The sequence below is a fragment of the Nostoc sp. genome, from assembly GCF_035638895.1.
Classification (GTDB): domain Bacteria; phylum Cyanobacteriota; class Cyanobacteriia; order Cyanobacteriales; family Nostocaceae; genus Nostoc.
In genome coordinates this window covers 1-17,575 of record NZ_DASQZC010000201.1, presented here as the reverse complement: position 1 = coordinate 17,575, position 17,575 = coordinate 1, and the positions used below count along the sequence as shown (strand labels likewise).

General features: G+C 38.5%; 16 protein-coding genes and 2 pseudogenes. 8 read left to right on the top strand and 10 right to left on the bottom strand.

Going from position 1 to position 17,575, the window contains the following annotated elements; genetic code table 11:
• Positions 1-291: 291 nt before the first annotated feature.
• The 5 genes from VE944_RS09930 (at position 292) to VE944_RS09910 (ending at position 3,265) form a co-directional block, all read left to right on the top strand.
• Entirely contained in the window at positions 292-432 is a 141-nt protein-coding gene (locus VE944_RS09930) for a hypothetical protein (protein WP_324975942.1), read from the top strand.
• 64 nt (positions 433-496) lie between these two features.
• Positions 497-742 (top strand): hypothetical protein, encoded by a 246-nt coding sequence (locus VE944_RS09925; protein WP_324975939.1) that lies wholly within the window; start codon positions 497-499, stop codon positions 740-742.
• Positions 743-897: 155 nt separating this feature from the next.
• On the top strand, positions 898-2,043 hold the full coding sequence (locus VE944_RS09920; protein ID WP_324975936.1) for a hypothetical protein: 1,146 nt from the start codon (positions 898-900) through the stop codon (positions 2,041-2,043).
• A complete protein-coding gene (locus tag VE944_RS09915) occupies positions 2,021-2,281 on the top strand; it encodes a hypothetical protein (RefSeq protein ID WP_324975932.1) in 261 nt (86 codons plus the stop codon). Before VE944_RS09920 ends, VE944_RS09915 begins: the two co-directional genes overlap by 23 nt.
• A 657-nt stretch (positions 2,282-2,938) precedes the next feature.
• Positions 2,939-3,265: a hypothetical protein gene (locus tag VE944_RS09910; protein WP_324975929.1), complete on the top strand. Its 327-nt coding sequence runs from the start codon at positions 2,939-2,941 to the stop codon at positions 3,263-3,265.
• A gap of 55 nt (positions 3,266-3,320) precedes the next feature.
• Here VE944_RS09910 and VE944_RS09905 read toward each other — a convergent pair whose 3' ends face one another.
• The 3 genes from VE944_RS09905 to VE944_RS09895 form a co-directional block, all read right to left on the bottom strand.
• Entirely contained in the window at positions 3,321-4,649 is a 1,329-nt protein-coding gene (locus VE944_RS09905) for an IS701 family transposase (RefSeq protein ID WP_324975924.1), read from the bottom strand.
• 408 nt (positions 4,650-5,057) lie between these two features.
• Positions 5,058-5,654, bottom strand: coding sequence for a hypothetical protein (locus VE944_RS09900; protein ID WP_324975921.1), 597 nt, complete (start codon positions 5,652-5,654; stop codon positions 5,058-5,060).
• Between the two features lie 596 nt (positions 5,655-6,250).
• Positions 6,251-6,778, bottom strand: coding sequence for an AbfB domain-containing protein (locus VE944_RS09895; protein WP_324975918.1), 528 nt, complete (start codon positions 6,776-6,778; stop codon positions 6,251-6,253).
• 546 nt (positions 6,779-7,324) lie between these two features.
• On the opposite strand from VE944_RS09895, the pseudogene VE944_RS09890 reads away from it, so the two are divergent.
• Positions 7,325-7,483: pseudogene (locus tag VE944_RS09890) on the top strand (ISKra4 family transposase); the annotation flags it as partial.
• A 38-nt stretch (positions 7,484-7,521) separates the two neighbouring features.
• On the opposite strand, the gene VE944_RS09885 reads toward VE944_RS09890, so the two are convergent.
• Positions 7,522-7,776, bottom strand: a complete 255-nt coding sequence (locus tag VE944_RS09885; protein ID WP_324975915.1) for a hypothetical protein — start codon at positions 7,774-7,776, stop codon at positions 7,522-7,524.
• Positions 7,777-7,972: 196 nt separating this feature from the next.
• Between VE944_RS09885 and VE944_RS09880 the strand changes: the two genes are divergently transcribed.
• The gene (locus tag VE944_RS09880; RefSeq protein ID WP_324975945.1) at positions 7,973-9,577 is read left to right on the top strand and encodes an IS1634 family transposase; all 1,605 of its coding nucleotides are present in this window, start codon (positions 7,973-7,975) and stop codon (positions 9,575-9,577) included.
• Between the two features lie 332 nt (positions 9,578-9,909).
• Here the strand turns inward: VE944_RS09880 and VE944_RS09875 are convergent.
• Both VE944_RS09875 and VE944_RS09870 read right to left on the bottom strand, forming a co-directional pair.
• A pseudogene (locus VE944_RS09875) lies at positions 9,910-11,137 on the bottom strand (IS4 family transposase).
• 141 nt (positions 11,138-11,278) lie between these two features.
• Positions 11,279-11,461, bottom strand: coding sequence for a hypothetical protein (locus VE944_RS09870; protein ID WP_324975912.1), 183 nt, complete (start codon positions 11,459-11,461; stop codon positions 11,279-11,281).
• Here VE944_RS09870 and VE944_RS09865 point away from each other — a divergent pair.
• Positions 11,451-11,933, top strand: coding sequence for a helix-turn-helix domain-containing protein (locus VE944_RS09865; RefSeq protein WP_324975909.1), 483 nt, complete (start codon positions 11,451-11,453; stop codon positions 11,931-11,933). The genes VE944_RS09870 and VE944_RS09865 overlap by 11 nt on opposite strands.
• A gap of 25 nt (positions 11,934-11,958) precedes the next feature.
• On the opposite strand, the gene VE944_RS09860 is transcribed toward VE944_RS09865, so the two are convergent.
• The 4 genes from VE944_RS09860 to VE944_RS09845 form a co-directional block, all read right to left on the bottom strand.
• Positions 11,959-16,029, bottom strand: coding sequence for a plasmid replication protein, CyRepA1 family (locus VE944_RS09860; RefSeq protein WP_324975906.1), 4,071 nt, complete (start codon positions 16,027-16,029; stop codon positions 11,959-11,961).
• On the bottom strand, positions 16,026-16,385 hold the full coding sequence (locus VE944_RS09855) for a hypothetical protein (protein ID WP_324975903.1): 360 nt from the start codon (positions 16,383-16,385) through the stop codon (positions 16,026-16,028). Before VE944_RS09855 ends, VE944_RS09860 begins: the two co-directional genes overlap by 4 nt.
• Before the next feature lie 283 nt (positions 16,386-16,668).
• Complete coding sequence (locus VE944_RS09850) at positions 16,669-17,349, bottom strand: hypothetical protein (protein WP_324975900.1); 681 nt, start codon at positions 17,347-17,349, stop codon at positions 16,669-16,671.
• 3 nt (positions 17,350-17,352) lie between these two features.
• On the bottom strand, positions 17,353-17,575 hold a 223-nt coding region (locus VE944_RS09845), incomplete at its 5' end, for a hypothetical protein (protein ID WP_324975897.1).

Genomic DNA, 17,575 nt, shown 5'->3' with positions numbered 1-17,575 from the left:
AAGAGGATTTAGCTACTCCTTGGTTACATTCCTTGTTCTCTAGAGAACAAGGAATGTAACCAAGGAGTAGCTAAATCCTCTTGTATAGGCATAATAGAAACATATCCTCTTGTATACCTATGCGCTAACCCTCTCGTATAGGTATGGTGCGGGACGTACCCTCTTGTATACTTATGCGTTAACCCTCTCGTATAGTCATAGTGGGGATATACCCTCTTGTATACCTATATTATCCTCTCGTATATTTATATCGCCCTCTTGTATAGTCATTGAGTTTAAATCTGTTCTTTAGTGGCTATGTATAGGGATATCCGCGTTCGGCGTGGTGGCGTAGCTGTGATGGACTGGCAACTGCGTTGCCGAACGACGGCGGCGTTGCCGCGTCTCCTGCCGTGCGATGCTAGGGTGTTGACTTTGGGTGTTTTAAGGTGATATTTCTTCATACAGAATAGATGTCTCAAAATATCCCATATAAATTGGTGGTTAATGGTGGTTAATGAAAGAATTAAAAAGTTCGTCCAGCCGATTGATTCGTCTGTTTAAACAAAGTCGAGAGAATTGGAAAGAAACAGCGCTTGAAAGACAAAAAAAGCTGAGAGCGCTAGAAATAAAGATTAGAGATTTATCGCTTTCAAGGGAGAATTGGAAAAAGCGTGCTATGAAAGCCGAAAAAGAATTACGTGTACATGGTGCCAACTCAGTTGATGCACAAAAAAAGGGGAAGAAGTTTCAGAACAAATAGAAACTGTCACAGCTACTGGGCATCATTACAGCCTGAGAACAATACAAAAAGCAGTACAACAAGCAATTGATTCTGGAAGTAGTTTCCGAGGAATTGAAAAAAACTTGAAGTGGGAAGTATCGGACTCAGAAGAGAAGAGTCCGAGTTTCAGTAGTGTGAGAAATTGGTTAGGAAGGATTGGATTATATGAGCTTCAAAGAGTAAAACAATATCGAACTGATTGGATTTTTATTATTGACCTAACAGTAGAACTAGGAAAGCAAAAATGCTTGGTGATTTTAGGAGTTGCTCAAGAATATCTGGAATCAGTGGTTTTGAGTTCAAAACGAGGGCTAAAACACCATGATGTCCAACTCTTAGCACTTGAAATTATGGACTCAACAAGAGGGGAACTAATTGAACAAAAGCTTTGTGAATTGACTGAGCTAGTTGGTTGCCCAATACAAATAATAGCAGATCATGGCAGTGACCTCGAAAAAGGAATTAAACTTTACTCTTCAAAATATCCTTCTGTTATTTATACGTATGATGTTACTCATGCAATGGCTTTATTACTTAAACATGAGTTAGCCACCTCGGAAAAATATCAATCTTTTATCCAAAAGTGTAACCAGTGCCGACATCAACTACAACAAACAGAATTATCATTTCTCTCTCCTCCATCTCAACGTTCTGGATGTCGTTATTTTAATGTTGAAAAGTTAATTGATTGGGCGCAGAAGCTTTTGAACTGCCCAATCGATACTTTACTTAAGTTAGTACCAAATAGTGAAAGAGAAATCCTCAATCAAAAATTAATTATGAAGTTTGGTTGGTTAAGAGATTATCTGGAAGTTATTTGCTTATGGGGTCAAATGGTGATGATGACTAGAACTTTGGAAAAGCAACTTAAAATCAACGGAATTAACCAACAATCGAGAATTGAGTTTGAGAAGAACCAATTCTCAACGTCAACTAATTTTATTTCGGTTTTTCAAGATAATATTCTTGAATATATTACAACCGAAAGTTCTCTAATTCCCACAGGAAAAACTTTTTTGGCGACTTCTGATGTCATTGAATCTATTTTTGGTAAATACAAACATTTTTCCTCTAGATGTCCTCTTAAACAGATAGGTCAGATGGTTCTGAATATTTCTTTGTGTACGATGAATTTGGCAGCTTTTCAGGTTTTGGAGGCATTAGAAAATGTTCGCTATCTTGACCTTCAGTCCTGGTCATCCCAAGTTTTTGGTCAGTCCATGCTCTCAAAAAGAAAAACTGTATTTTCGACTTTCAGTGAAGACACAGATATTGTATGAAGTTTTCTCGGCGATTTCCTTACAAAGTCAACACCCTAGTGCGATGCCTACGGCGGCAAGCTACGCCACCAATACCCAATTCCCGCCGTCAAAATTTCCCACTTGGCGATCGCTTGCACTCCTATTTTCCCCAAATCTCACCTATTGGATTTTTCACCACAAGTTGAGAAATTCTCTTGGGGTAGTCTATGGTTTTGCGATCGCCTCAATCTTTCCTACCGCCGCCGCATACCACTGAGAAATACCCTGTGGGTTTGACTGGCAACTGCGTTGCCTACTCGACGGCGGCGTTGCCGCGTCTCGTTGGCTAGACTAAAATCCTCACCTTTATACTACAGTTGTAATACAAAAACCGCATTTTGCTTAATGCGAAAAAAAATTGCTAGTTGCGAAACACCCCCCTAAATATATACTGCACACCACTACCCTGGTTTATATAAATAGGGGGGGGGTAGTGTGCAGGTCGATGGGTGATTCTGGCTAGTACTTAAACTTAAGAAGAGTGATGCAAATCTTATACATTCTTGGCTTTTTATATTTAGACAGCTTTACCCCAAAAAATCAGACTTTGTAGTACGTTGGGCATTGGACATTGGGCGTTGGGCCTTGGTGCGATGCCTGCGGTGTTCTCGTTGCGATCGCATCCCTTCAGAATCGTACCCCTTCACAATCGCACTCCTCCCAATCGCACCTCACTACCCGCGCCACAATCGCCTACACCAGTTTTCGGGTAGTAATCCCACAGCCAGCACCACACATACGCCTAAAATGCCAAAATTAACCCTACTCGTGATTTAAGTGGGGCATTGAGGATTGAGGGGAGAGGGGAGGGAGGCGGGAGGCGATCGCAACAAAATTGATTATGTTAGAATTGTTCATCTAGGATTGGCAAGGCATGGATTGGCAAGGTATTGGATTGGCAAGGCATGGGATTGTTTATCTTTACCAAAAAATCATGAGTATAAAGATGATTACGCCAGTATTGCTCAAAACCTACATTGCGCTTAAAGAAGCATCTAGTTGGTTGACGGTTAATGATATTACTGAAATATCAGAAAATAAGCCGAATACGGTTAGCAGACAGGTTCGCAAGCTTTCTAAAGAAAAAGTCTTGGAAGTGTTTGAAATGCATTCAGGTAACTACTACCGATTATCACAGGATGCTAGTGATATATCGGTTGTACAACGACTGGAAGCATCTCTAACTATTATCAAAATCTAGTTAGATATCCCTCTTCTGTCACTTTCCGGAGTGAGCTAGTAGTAAATAAGTGAAATCATCCAGAAGCATAACAAGGTTTAAATTGATTCATTGCAGCAATTAAATGATTGAATCCCAGCAATAAATGTGAATTGGGAAAAATATTTAGCCAAGGATAAATCAACCAAAATAGTAAGAGTGGTTGGATAATTAGACGCAGATTATTTAAAATGTTCTTCCATCCACATTCATGATTCCATTGTTTATGATTGGAAAAATCAACCGAACTATCTTCTTGTATCTCAGTCTCAAATTGACAAGATTTATTTAAGTCTAAAAATACTGGAGAATTTAAACTAATCATTGTGTAAACACAAAAAATAATTTCCCACCACCTCTCAATATGCTGGAAATTAGTAAAACGATAATCTGTCCAACCTAGTTCCTGTTTACACTGTCGAAAACCATATTCTACCCATGTCCTTAATCCATAGAGGTCGCCTAAAGTCTTCTTCAAATTCCCTTGCAGATTCGTCATGATGAATGAAGTAGAATTTTCCGGCATGGTTTCTGGATCAGTAGTTATTTCCCAGTATGTTATGGGTCTTTTTTTACCATAAACTATTTCTCGAATATATCTGGTTTCTGATTTTTGATTACTAAATGTTCTGGAGAATTTACACCACTTATTCGCCCTAACCCTTTGTTCGGCTGGTAACCAGACTCCATGATTACTTCTAATTGCTACCACATAGGCTAAGTTATATTCAGTTAATTTTCTAATAAATTGGCTACTTTCACCATATAAACTATCAGCTAGTACTAGTTTGATATTAAACCCATCTTCAATTAATTCTGTAATTATTTCTGACGCTAATTCTATTTTAGTTTGATATTTATCTCCTTCTTTAAGCGTCCCTTTTGGTTTGAATACTTTTACACTTAATGGAAAAGTTATGTTAGAGTAAACCCCATAAGCATTTACTGAAACTATCCCATTATCTACCTTCCCTACACTCCCTAAATATTGTCTGGCTACATAATCAGTTTTTTTACCTTTTTTCCTATCTCCTGTTTCATCTATTACTACTGTAATGGCATTTCCATCTAATGCTTTCTTTAATCTAGTTAATCTTCGTTGTTTTAATTTATCTACTGACCAATTTGAATTTGCTAAAAAATGATGTAATGACTGGGCTGAGTTTATACTCACCACTTTCGCTATCTCTGGTAACGATTTCCTTTTAAGTGTTGATATTATTCCTAAGTGTAAATATTTGAAGCACTCATAGTTTCTTACTTCCTTAAATAGATATTTATACTCTGCACAATATTCATCTACGATCGCAACTGTTGGGTGGGCGTCTCTTGCCAAATGTTTCAGGATTTGTAATTCTACATCCATTGCCCTGCTTACCTTCCAGAGTTTTTTCTTTTAATCCTTTTATTAAGAATACCCGGAAAGTGACAGAAGAGGGATACTTTTGATTGCTCCACTGTTAATAGTGGGGCGATCGCTAGTAGCCATCAAAAATTTTATAAACCTCTCGTGCTCCTTGCAACGGAAGGGGAGCACCCAGGGCAAACGCATCTAAATTTGCCAGAGAATATTCGTCGGATATTCAACTTCATCCGACCCTATGCCCAGACTACTTTTTTTCAATAAAGCACAAATTATTGCAAACACTTCCAAGTCAATTTATTATCAATAAGCTCGAATTTATGGCAATTATTGTCAATAAACTAGATTTTTTTCACCTTATTGACAAGATGCGTTTGCCCTGTCCTCCCTACTCGACCCTTCAAAGACAGATTATGGGTTGGTGAAGGGTTTGTAAGCAGACATATAACAACGTCCTGCCTGCGCTCCCAGCGGCTCGATTAAATCGAGGGACTGCGTTGTAAGTTCGTAAGAGTTCCGAGCGTTCGCGCTCTTATGGTAAACAGCGCTGATGGTAGCCCAGTGACGCGCGTAATGGAGGTTAACTACGGCTTCTCTTACATAGCTGTGGACGTTGTAGGCCGCGCTTGTGTTGGTGACAAATGGTGGAGGATCGAGGACTCCGGCGGTATAAAGCCAATCTCTAAGTTCAAGCATTTTGTCACGAGCAACTGTCAGAAGATCGAGATTGGCTTTTGCTGCGCTAGCGTATGCTCCGTTTACGCCATTGGCAGAGTTATCGATCTGTGCCTTATTACGACTTTCGATAATCTTGTCAATTACCGCTTGAATACTCGCGGTAGTGAGAGATGCACACGCGTTAGCATCGCCAGTGGAGGCAGACTGGTTTACTGGTAAGGACGGGGTTTCGACCGTAAACTGGGCTTGGACAACTGGATCTAATCCCGACAAAGTAGCTAAGACTGTAGCTGCAACCAATAAACTTTTCTGTACTTTATTTGCCAACATAATTTTTACTCAACTTTTCACTCTTTACTGCTGTTACACAAAAGGGCATAGTTTAAATGAGGGCAACACTTTTGGAAAAGTAAACAGGGATGCGTACCTGAAACTCTCAAGTGATGCCGATGTCTCGTATTTACTCTGTATATGTGATGCTCACCTAATTTATTCGTTTGACATTTGAGATTTATGCAAGCATTGCTAGTAATATTTTAAGCAATTGAAGGGAGACGGGCGCTATCTTTTCTCAGTTTCAAGTGCAACGGTAATTGCTATTATTTGACAATACCTTCGCCAATTTACAAGGGTAAGTTGATATATTAACTCCCTTGTCTCTTGGGTTCGGCAAAAACAATAAGTCCTAAAAATTACTTCAAGGTTTCCCGCAAGCTTTTTTTACGTATCACCTGCATGGTAAAGGGTTCGAGTCTCCAAGCTACCTTGTAAACTAAAGGCCCTTGTATCAGTCTTTTTGCCATTTTTGCCAAAATTTTAGTAGGCTCTTATTTTGGCAAAGATATTGCTACAAGGAAGAGTTTCAGATAACGCATATTTAATTTCTGGAGATGTCTGTTGTACAAGGATGCTGCTATTCTCTATAACTAGAGATTGAACGGTGATACTAATGTAAAAGTGGCATCGTTTAAAAACACACTATCAGTGCTATACGGGCTAATATATAGCTCCAAGTTTCTGTGGCGTATATAGTAATTAGGAAAATTATATGCGCTAAAAGAGACATCTGTTAAACTTGCTAAACCTGGTTTTATACAAAAGGTTGCATCATTTCTAAACAGGGTAGTACCGTCATTAGGAGCTAATCTAATTCTAAAATTCTGATGTCTTAAGTAGTATCCTGGAACATTTGAGGATTCAAATGAAACACAGCTAGAAGACGATAACCCCGACCTTACTCTAAATCTTGCATCTGCTCTGTCTAAAGAATTTGAAATGGTGCTAATTTCGCCAAGAAAAAAGCGATGACGAATATAGAAGCTAGGAAAATTAAATGCTCGTATTGAAACAGTTGATTCAACAGGAGTTGACTGTGCATTCGCAGGATTAATTGACGCGGAAATAGATATAGGAAGCGCTGATAGGGTTAGTGCTAATGCAAAAAAAGTTTTCATAATTACAATCTTTTAAATGCCATTTGCAACAATGCTCTTATTTGAAATTGAGTCTTGGTAAAGCTTTACGTGCGTAAAATCGTCACGTTTTTAAATGCAGAAGAGCGCAAAGTAAACGCGGAGTAACACACAGTTTTACTTAACTTTATTCATTAGGATGAATTAATTACATATTATACTTAGTTCAAAAAATTCTGAAAATCAATTATAAATCTTTATACAACCCATCTTAACAGGGGAAACGCATCTAATTTGTTTTGACAAAATGTAACTTATATGGATGCAGAAAAAGGGAGGTATTGTTAGGTTGATATCAATGCAATAGATGTATGTAAAGAAGATTTGATGTAAAATCGGTTCTGTAAGAATCAGTAAAATGGGGTGAAGTGGTATTCTCAATTCATTTGAATGGGGAGCATCCCAAATGTGCAAAAAGAGGGAGAGAAGCCAATATTCTTCGCGATGAATCCCCGCGAAGAAAGGGGGGCTGTACATCAAGACCAGAATTCGAGAGAATTAATATCAAAAGAAAATTGTCAGCAGCCAATGACCCCTGAAGATAAAAAACTGTTAGATGCTCACGTAAAAGCCATTGCCAAGATTTTGTATAAAAACACGCCATCCTCAAAAATCGAAACCTTTGAAGGAATCGAAACAGCCGTTCGAGATCAGGTACTGGAACACGTCAGCCCGAAAATCGCCTTTTTGTATCGGCTCAATAAGTAGGGGTAGGGTGATTCTAGCTAGTAGGACAAGTCCAAGGGAAGAAGAACAGATTGTTCAAGAATAATAGTCGCCAAAGAGGGAATATGACCAAGCTGAGAAATGCGGTCACGGATATACTCAAAAAAGCTAATTCCTAACTGACGAGTAGTGGCAACAAGGGACATAAAAGTATCCCAAGCCTTAGTACCTTCTAGAGTTTGAGTGGCATAACTAATATTACATCGCTGCACCATAGTCCTGGCAGCTAACTCTGCCGGATTATTATCCCACATTCCGCACTTCATTTTGTAATATATGTATTAGCATTAAATATTGCTATTTTTTTGCGAGTAAATACTTAAGAGAGTGGGTGATGAATACGAGTAATATACAGGGATTACTGACTAATGGAAATCTGTAAGGTCTAGACACTAAATTCATCAGGAAAAAGTGAGAGAATGAGTGAAAAAACTTGCAGAAAATAAAAATATGGATTACCAAAAAGAAGAGTTTGAGAGTAAAAACTTGGATCACTTGGGAATAGTAGCAGGAATAATTGATGATATAGGAATCGTAGAAAAAATCAATGAGATATTTTTAATTGATAGTAGAGAGAAAATCAATACAGGAGAAGTAGTCAAAGCAATCATTCTCAATGGGCTTGGTTTTGTCTCAAAACCATTATATTTATTTTCCCAGTTTTTTGAAGATAAAGCTATAGAACATTTATTAGGAAAAGGAATTAAACCAGAAGAATTAAACGATGATAAATTGGGAAGAGTCATGGATAAGTTATACAGATATGGACTGACTAAAATATTCTTAATAATTGCCTTAGAAGTAGTCAAAAAATATAAAATATCGACCAAGTATTCTCACTTAGATTCAACTTCATTGCATTTGCATGGAGAATACAATAATCGCCTAGATAATCAGGAGAAAGAATTAGAAATAATTTCATATAATCCGATTGTAATCACACAAGGATATTCTCGTGACCATAGACCAGATTTAAAGCAATGTATTTTAGATTTAATAGTAAGTAGTGATGGAGATATTCCATTGTTTTTTAGGGGAGGGTCGGGAAATGAATCAGATAAAGCTGTTTTTGGCAAAATTTTAGTAGAGTATTCTAAACAAATAGATTTTGAAAGCATCATGGTAGCTGATAGTGCTTTATATAGCGAGAATAACTTGAAATTAATGGAGAACATAAAATGGATAAGTCGAGTACCATTATCCATTAAAAAAGCTAAAGCTTTGGTAAAATCATTCTTCAGTACAGAGCTAAAGAAAAGTGAAATAAAAGGATATAGCCATCAAGAAGAAAAAGTGACTTATGGGGGAATAGAACAAAGATGGTTATTAGTAGAAAGTGAAGACAGAAAAAAAGCAGACCTGAATAAATTGACACAGAAAATTAAGTCAGAATTCTTAAAGGTTGGAAAACAAATAACTAAGTTAGCTTCATCTGAATTTGAACAGTCATCGTCAGCGATATCTAAAATTAAAGAACTTGAGTCCCAACTAAAATATCATAAAATATCGGGAGTCAAAATTATTGAGAAGGAAATTAAAGATAAAAAAGTAATTTATATTGTAGGTGAATTGATAGAAAATCAGGAATTAATTACGGAAAATAAAAACTCTTGTGGGAGATTTATTTTAGCAACTAATATTTGGGATGCAACAGAGTTATCAGCCTCAGAACTACTGAGAATATATAAACAACAACAATCCTCAGAACGAGGATTTAGATTTATCAAAGATCCTTTATTTTTTGCAGATAGTCTTTTTGTGAAAAATCCCGAACGAGTAGAGACAATGATGATGTTAATGGGATTGTGTCTTTTGGTTTACAATTTAGGACAAAGACAACTAAGAAGCTCTTTAAAAACCGAAAAAGCTACAGTTAAAAATCAATTGAATAAACCAACTGAACGTCCTACATTGCGCTGGATATTTCAATGTTTTCAAGGAGTTCACATTCTGATTACACAAGGAATTCCGCGAATTCTTAACTTAACAGAAGAACGTTGTCAAATCTTGCAGTTCCTTCCTGATTCTTGTCAAAAATATTATTCTTTAGCTTAAAAATATTTGATTAATTATTGGACATACTGCTGTTCTAATAATTAAATAAAATTGAAACTAAATATTCTTGTCTAACTAGCTTTTTACACAAAAAATCATAGCTGGGTATCTTTGTAGTGCATAATTTATTTTTCTTTATAGTTCAATACGGTTCAGTTAAGGCTATGCAGTGCTTGAAATAATAAACACGGGAGGATTAATTATTATTCCAGCACCTCTGTGTTTAACTTTTTTTGAGCGAAATTTTGATACAGGCTTTTTTACAACCCTTGGGTTGTTTCTATGAACCCTTTCAGGTAAAACTTGGTCGAGAATCTCCACAGTTAACCAACTCAAAAAAAGGGAAGTTCTTGTGGTTGTAAACGTTGGAATTTTGGGAGGGCACGACGAACAACTCGTAATGTTCCAGTGAAACTTAGACGTAAGGGTGAAACATCTGCGCTGTTTGCAGCTTGAAAAATTAACAACCGGATAGCCCAATGCCCTAATAATAAACCGTAAACTTCTTGCACAACCTCCCGTGGTTTTTGAGAACGAATATGAGTTTTTCGCCCTAAAAGATGTACTTTGAGTTCATCAATCGTATTCTCAACTTCCCAACGTTGATGGTACTCACAAGCTAGTAACTGGGCTGGGAATTTTTCAATGTCCAATAAGCTCGTAATTAAACGATATTTAATCTGTTTTTCGGGGTTCTCAGCATTCTCTATCGTGTACTCAATAACTCGTACTTGTATTGGCTCAAAACCTTTTTTTTCTCAACTTGCCAGATGGATAAATATAACTTAAATACGAACCATCGTTTAAAACTTCTTCGTTTAAAAATTTAACATTGGCAGGAATTCTTCCTAAATAATTACAACCCTTACTTACCGTTGCTTCTACCATCGCGTAGGAATGCAAACCCCTATCCCACATCAACAACATTCCGGATTTTACCGAGCGTAATAATTTTAGTGACCTGACTCGCTCTCCAATCCGATATGGGCACATTAATGCATCAAAAATTAAATGTGTTCCTGCTTCTACCAAAATGACTAATCTAATTTTTGGAAATGCCGCTCGTGTGCCAGAACGACTACCAGGGCGACCAAAAACCCTTGCATTTTCATCACTATCTGGGATATCTAGGCAGGTTCCATCAATTACTACGATTCGTAGTCCGTTTAAAAAAGCTCCTACTGTTTCGCTATTTGCCATTGGTCGCACCAACTGATGAAACAATTGTCTCATCACGCCTGCTCCTAATCGCTGTCTGGCTTGGGATATAGCCGATTTACAGGGGATACGCCAATATTTCCCAATTTTTATCCATGCTTCTGGAAGACCATCAATGAGATTTTTTAGTACATCCCGCATTGAATCTCTCGACCACAGGCTCATTGCTATTATCAGGCAAACTACCAGTTGTGCTGGTAACGAGCGATGACGTTCCTCTTCGACCTTAGTTTTAGCGATCGCCTCTTCGATTGAAGTTGCTGGAATAGCTATCTCTATTGCTTTGAATATCTCAGTACTCTGTATCTTGTGAGACATTAAGGAAAATTCTTTCAGATGCACCGTACTTGATTTCCATTTTTGGAAACAATACCTAATTTACAACTGTTTGAGCCTTAACTGAACCGTATTGGGTTATGTAATCCAATTCGCCTAAACCCCTATACACGCCCCCCTTGCCTCTGCATGGCTTCTTATTGTTCTCTACCCTGCCTTTGTAGGCTTGGTGGACTTTAAGGGCTTGGAAGGCGATCGCCTGACTTTAGTGATCGCATTAGCTTTGATTTTGAAGTGAAAAAGGCTTAAACCTTTGTGCAGTAAGGCTTTTAAACGAATTAGAATTGATTTAATGTCTATTGCTGGCGCTAATTTGGCTATGGCTAACATAAACCGATCCAATAAATCAAAGAAAAAAGAGCAAGCATTTAGCCTATTTGCTCGTGGCTATTCCCATCCAGAGATTTCTAAGGAGATCAGCATATCTACCCGTACCCTATCTCGTTGGCGTGGAGACTATGAAATTCAAATAAATTCGTGCGCTGAAATTAAGGCTACGGACAGTCAAATTGTCGCAACGGTACAAAATGCTACATCGGAACGGATCAACGACTTGCTTGACTTAGCTTTGGATAATCTAGAAGATATCCTCACTGATCAAGAAACAAAGAAAGTCGATAAATTACGGGCTATTTCAATCGTTGGGGAATGGGCGCGTTTGGGCAAGCCTATTCCCACAGATGAAAAAACAAAAGATGAGTTCCCATTTCCTATGGAAGACGGTAAACAAACTGTAGAACTAAGCAAGCTTTCTGAACCTGAATTAAGGCAGTTGTATTTTCAAAACTTGAAGGAAACTTAAAGGAAACGAGTTAATCAAAATAAAACTATAAATCCAAAACAATATCAAATTGCAGTAACAAAGATTCAATTGTGTGCCTTGTTTCACCTTTCAAGTACTCAGCAGCCATACCCAAAATTTTAGATGGGATAAACGTTAGTAAATGCTTGATTTTCTCGATAGCCTGATCGGGAAGGTATTGTGTTAGTGGCGTTAAAAATTCATTAGCAACTTTTTTCAAACTTGGTAATGTTGACCATTTTGAGAATTCCTGTTCTTCTTTGGACAGGGATAGAACCGGAACCTTTTTCGTCTTAACCCCTTGTGGCAAGCGCGGTATTACTATAAGGGTTTTTTGCTGATGAGTGGGCTTTGTTTGAATCGGAAAATCTTGCAACCTCACCATCTCAGCAATTCGACTCCGTACTGGCTTCGGTAGGAGATTGGCAGCAGCTTTTAAAGCTTCACTTGGCATCCATTGCCGAATATCTGCTAGCATTTCTAGTCCCTGGCTATCGTCAGTTGTGGCTATAGTCTCTAAATCGTCAGCAATACGCTGCAAGGATTCCTTTGTCATGAACTCTAAGATGTCAACAGGTTCCTGTTTATGGCTTTCAGCCTGCACACTACTACCCTGGTTTATATAAATAGGGGGGGTAGTGTGCAGGTCGATAGGTGATTCTGGATGGCTTTCAGCCTGCACACCACTACCCTGGTTTATATAAATAGGGGGGGTAGTGTGCAGGTCGATAGGTGATTCTGGATGGCTTTCAGCCTGCACACCACTACCCTGGTTTATATAAATAGGGGGGGTAGTGTGCAGGTAACATATATTTGCTTCGGAAGGAGAATTTTGGGCGATGGGTTGTTCTAGAGATTGCTCTGACCAATCGACTTTGCTCTTTTCTGCCATCCACCAAGTCATTTTCTTTTCAATTGCTGCTAGCACCGCCAGCCGATTGGGGTCATTCATGACTTTAGAACTAATAGTGTAAACTCGTTGCCGCACCCCGCCTATCATTTTTTGCTCAGGTTTTTGAAATTTAAAACCAATAAGTGCCAGCAAGACAGAAATATATGTTATTCTTTCTTGCCCTGTTGCTGAATCTGGTTTTGGTTTTAGATTCAATGCTTTTACTATTTCCGGTTGTCGTGCCTTCTCAATAAAGGTAATTACTTCGGGCATATCTTTATGCCATTCACCACTCGTGAATTGCAGTACATTTAATTCTTTTAGTGCCCAAATATCCAAGTGTGATATTTTTTTCATTCGAGCGCGAAAGAAGTCTTGACCCGTGGCTTGATAAAACCAATCAACTTCATGCCGTTTTTGAGAAATTTCAAAATTATTTAGAATGTAAAACCGTTGGTGTTGAGTGATAAAATGCTTATCTTTGACATAAGTTTCGTAAATAAAATCTGCACTGTAGACCTCGCTCTTTTCAATATCTGACAACTTATCCAAAAAGCGTGTTTTTTCGATTCTTCTTCGTATCGGCTTGCGTTGATCGAATTTTGCTAATTTATTAGCCTCCGCAAGTGTGTCATAAGGTTCTGCTGCGAAAAGTTCTTGTGCGTGTTCTCGTTGAACTGTTTCCCTGGTTTCCTTAATGTGTTCTATGAACTCTTCGCTAGTTTCCCATTCTATTATCTCAACATTATGTCCAGCCTCTTCTAATGCGTGAATTAAGCATAATCTCAGATTCTGCATCTCGAAATAATCCAGCACTCCTAGTTGTCCTGCAAAATGCCACCAATCATGGTCATTTCTTGCAAGAGCTTTAGTAATCACTTCCGTAACTCGTTCGGGATTGCCTGAATCGTATGCAGCCATCATCGCTGATTGATTTATTCGATCCTCTAAAATTTCTAAATGTCTTTTTAGTTGATAGGTTTTGGGCGTTGACCTATCTTGAATTGATGAATATTCAGGACAAACTACATAGTGAGGGATTGAATCATCTCTAAGCCTAAACATCTGTTGATGTTGGGCATTAGTTGCCTGAACACCTACAAAAAATGTCATTTTGTCCGTAAAATGTTTCGTTGTTACGCTGACTCCTGACTCTGCTGTAGGCGATATTATTATGTAATCTGGGCGGCGAGATTCTATGAACAAATCAGGAAATTTCATAAACTCCTTCGCCCAATCTTCACCAGCAGTTTCTGAATTTAAACAAAATCCAGATCGACCTAAGTCTTTGAGGAGTCTATCTAAAACTTTTGAAAATTCTTTAGAATCGCAGGCAATCCAAGGCTTAACACCTTCAGAACAAATATATTGAACAAGTGCTGATTTATCACGCCTTTCAATTTCGCCTTCGGGGTCGATACCTACAACAAATTTGATATTGTGTGGTGGAATTCTCTTTTGATTTTCAATTTTAATTACTCGCTTGTTTTTAGCTATCTTTGCTACAAAGTCAACGTAGGTATCAGAGAGATTACCATCTAGGAGAAATATTCGATTACACACCTCTAGCGCTCGTTTAAATATTTTGATTATTTTGGCTTGTTTATCCCCCAGTGTTCCACCATTTACAGCGTGTAAGAGAACAGAGCAAGCTTCATCTAGATAAATATCTCTTCCCGCAAAATAGCCATCCACTTTTTCTATCGAATCAAGGCAAAATACCAAGTGTGTGTCTTTATCTGGTATGAGATTTCCCGCGTTTTCTTCATTTAAATGATAAAGTTTGACTTTGCCATCTGCTCTATAGATGGTTTGAGATAACAGATTGTTTCTGTAGCCAATTAGTCGCATACCCATATCTGATTCTAGAATTTCGAGAATCATCGCTCCTGTTTTATTGGTTCCCAACCCCGATTTGACAGCAATAATTGCATTAGATTTGGGGAGTCCTAGTGGAAATTGAAACTTATCTTGGTTGACGATGATATCAGGAGTATATCTGCGAGAATTTAACCACATCCGCCAGTTCTGTGAATGACCATCAGGTAGATTTTCATCCTCAAGTAAAACTTTGGATAAAGAAAGTTTTCGTCTTTCTTCCTTGGCTAACTCCCAGAAATAATCAGGTGTAATGTAGGAAATATTTTGTAATTCTTTGTAGCTGAGTTCGTCAGCATCGTTTGCTTCTTTTGTGACTTGACCCCACCAAACAAAATCAGCAGTCCATCCCCACTTCTCTAGGAGTGAAACAACCTTGCGCCATCTTTCCATTACCGATCGGTTGAGAACGTCTCCGGCATCGGGATAAATGGCAAGGTGTTTGAGTCCATCCATTTTTTCAGAAAAATGGTCGAGCGATTTTTTGAAGGTTACGGGGCTAGATCCCCATTGTCCACCTGCTGCTCCCAGTGTCAACATTCCTAATCGCTGGGCAACATAAAAAGGTTTTGCCCCAACTCCTTCTGCCAAAGCAATCCCTTTTGGCTTTCCTTCGGGGTAGAAACACGCTAAAGGTAATTCACCGTCATTAGCCCCAAATGGGTAAACATGGGGTGATTGTCCATTCGGATTATTTTGAGTTCTGGAGGATAACCAACGGTATCGCCCTTCACCTATAGGCACTACCCTTAACCGAACTTGGATACTTACAATTAGTCCGTCCTTATCCCTGACCGGACATAGCCAACCAGAGTCTGTAAGAATTACTTGACCATCAGATGAGATACCGGGGAGTAAATGGCTGTACTGCTCCTTTAGGTGGTGGTATCGATCTACTGATTTCCAACCACCTAATTGAATTTCTTGGTGAGTAAACCCTCGACGCAGTAATTCTTTTTCATCTTCTGGGTGAAGCGTTAGTTCGCCAAGCAATCTCTGGTATTCTTTATCGCGTTCAATAACTGAAAGTGATTGTTTTTGGCGTAGGTCGTCCTCAAATTTCTGGTGTTGCTTTCTTCGCTCTCTGTCTAGCCTCCACTGCTCTCGCTGCTGCTCACTCCACTCTTGAGTATTGTCAAGCTTGAAAACTCCCCACATCCCATCTTTACTGTGTTTGAGGAGTTTATGCCCATTTATAATTTCGCCAATATTGGCATTGGCAAAGAGCATACATAGACTAATTTTGTCACCTTCGCGGCAGTTTGGGGAGATACCACGACAGACACGGCATTTTTTCTCTGGAGAGCAGGTAGTAAACTTACTCATGCTGATACCTCCCCAGATGCCTTAGCCTTGTCTTCAATCTGAAGAAGTACGGCGGCAACTTGACCAGAAAACCATTCAAGTCCTATCAGTCGTTGTAGAAACTGGCGTTCATCTAAGGTGAGTTTAGGCGATCGCATCAACTCAACGGGATCAGGGCAAGGACGCAAAGCAGCGTCACAACAGCCTGCCCTTAAATATTTTGTCCCTCTCCGGCGATCGCTCACCACCTTTAGGCGAAATTCGCCGCCGCAGTGCTGGCATAATGCTTGATATTTAGGCTTGAAACTGCTAGAATTAGCTCTAAATAAGGCTTTTTCGCAATTTCTTCTATTTTCCCCAGTGGCAGATTTTTCCATTTGCAAGGTTCCTTTTGGTGATTTTCGGAACCTTGCCAGCTAATAATTTGCAGAAATCTGTATCAATCGCTAAAATAAGTGTCAAGTAATTTTATTATTTTGTTTCGATTTGAGTTCCGAAGCAGTAAAACGACTACGAATCGTTTTTGATTAGCTGGCGAGGTTCTTAAGTCGATTTTTTTCGGCTTAGTTATATTGATAACATTTCTCTTCTTTAAAAAAACATTTTGTCAATACCTGCTGAAAGCCTTGTGCTGTAAGGGTTGTAGAAATCACATTGGCGTTAGGCTATTTTCACCTTTCCCCTCCCCTTGCCAGCGTGTATAAAAAGTTTCTCTTTATCGACTATAAGCATCTGCCAATTAACATCATCATGCAAGTTTCTTCCCCAAGAGGAATAAGCCTTGATCAAAGGTTGATAACACCCATCATCGAACTTGTCAGACTTTTGAGATAGATTGATTGAAGCTTCAATCAATCTGTAAGTGTGTGGCGATCGCGCTGAATCGAAAGGATTTTTGTATTGTTTTAAAACTTTTACATGGCTTCTGATTTCAGAACAATGCTTAAATTTGCCATCACCTTTTTTAATAGGAGTGCAAATTTCATTGATATCGCCATTTCTCATCTCCAAAACAATATGATAAAACCATTCAGTTGCGTTTGTGTATCCAGATGGATACATAAGGTGGACTTGTGAGCAAATTTCTAGTATTTGTAGCAAAAGTTCACCCAACGGCTCAATTTTTGTTGCAATATTGCGACTTACTGGTATTTTGTATTTTGAGTGCCATTTTTTCTTAATTAGCCAATGTAGGGCAACTTCCCAAACATTATCGTTAAAATTCAAATGTTGAATTAGTCCGTTATTAAATGGGATTGTAGGGGAAACAAAAGCTTCAATTGAACTAATCGCGCTATCCCAAGGCGGATCTATCATTTGCGTTGGTATTGTTGAAATCATAATTTATTTCCCTGCCTCAATCATTTTGGCGATCGCCTCCTTATCAAAGCAGTCTAAATAGCTAACCAATTCTCGAAATTGCTGGTATTTCTCCTCAGCATAGTTATCTGGTGTAAAACCTAGAACTTCACAGAATTTCAAATAGTCAGCCCGCCAATGAAAATTATTGATAGCAGTAGTAAAATTTTCTGCGGTTTCTAGTGCTTCTGGGGATATCTCTGGTTCT

What these genes read in the sequence shown, in the direction of transcription:
- VE944_RS09925 (WP_324975939.1), top strand. Translation starts at nt 497, where the DNA reads ATGAAAGAATTAAAAAGTTCGTCCAGCCGATTGATTCGTCTGTTTAAA.
- VE944_RS09910 (WP_324975929.1), top strand. Translation starts at nt 2,939, where the DNA reads ATGGATTGGCAAGGTATTGGATTGGCAAGGCATGGGATTGTTTATCTT.
- VE944_RS09905 (WP_324975924.1), bottom strand. Translation starts at nt 4,649, where the DNA reads ATGGATGTAGAATTACAAATCCTGAAACATTTGGCAAGAGACGCCCAC.
- VE944_RS09900 (WP_324975921.1), bottom strand. Translation starts at nt 5,654, where the DNA reads ATGTTGGCAAATAAAGTACAGAAAAGTTTATTGGTTGCAGCTACAGTC.
- VE944_RS09895 (WP_324975918.1), bottom strand. Translation starts at nt 6,778, where the DNA reads ATGAAAACTTTTTTTGCATTAGCACTAACCCTATCAGCGCTTCCTATA.
- VE944_RS09885 (WP_324975915.1), bottom strand. Translation starts at nt 7,776, where the DNA reads ATGTGGGATAATAATCCGGCAGAGTTAGCTGCCAGGACTATGGTGCAG.
- VE944_RS09880 (WP_324975945.1), top strand. Translation starts at nt 7,973, where the DNA reads ATGGATTACCAAAAAGAAGAGTTTGAGAGTAAAAACTTGGATCACTTG.
- VE944_RS09865 (WP_324975909.1), top strand. Translation starts at nt 11,451, where the DNA reads ATGGCTAACATAAACCGATCCAATAAATCAAAGAAAAAAGAGCAAGCA.
- VE944_RS09870 (WP_324975912.1), bottom strand. Translation starts at nt 11,461, where the DNA reads ATGTTAGCCATAGCCAAATTAGCGCCAGCAATAGACATTAAATCAATT.
- VE944_RS09860 (WP_324975906.1), bottom strand. Translation starts at nt 16,029, where the DNA reads ATGAGTAAGTTTACTACCTGCTCTCCAGAGAAAAAATGCCGTGTCTGT.
- VE944_RS09855 (WP_324975903.1), bottom strand. Translation starts at nt 16,385, where the DNA reads ATGGAAAAATCTGCCACTGGGGAAAATAGAAGAAATTGCGAAAAAGCC.
- VE944_RS09850 (WP_324975900.1), bottom strand. Translation starts at nt 17,349, where the DNA reads ATGATTTCAACAATACCAACGCAAATGATAGATCCGCCTTGGGATAGC.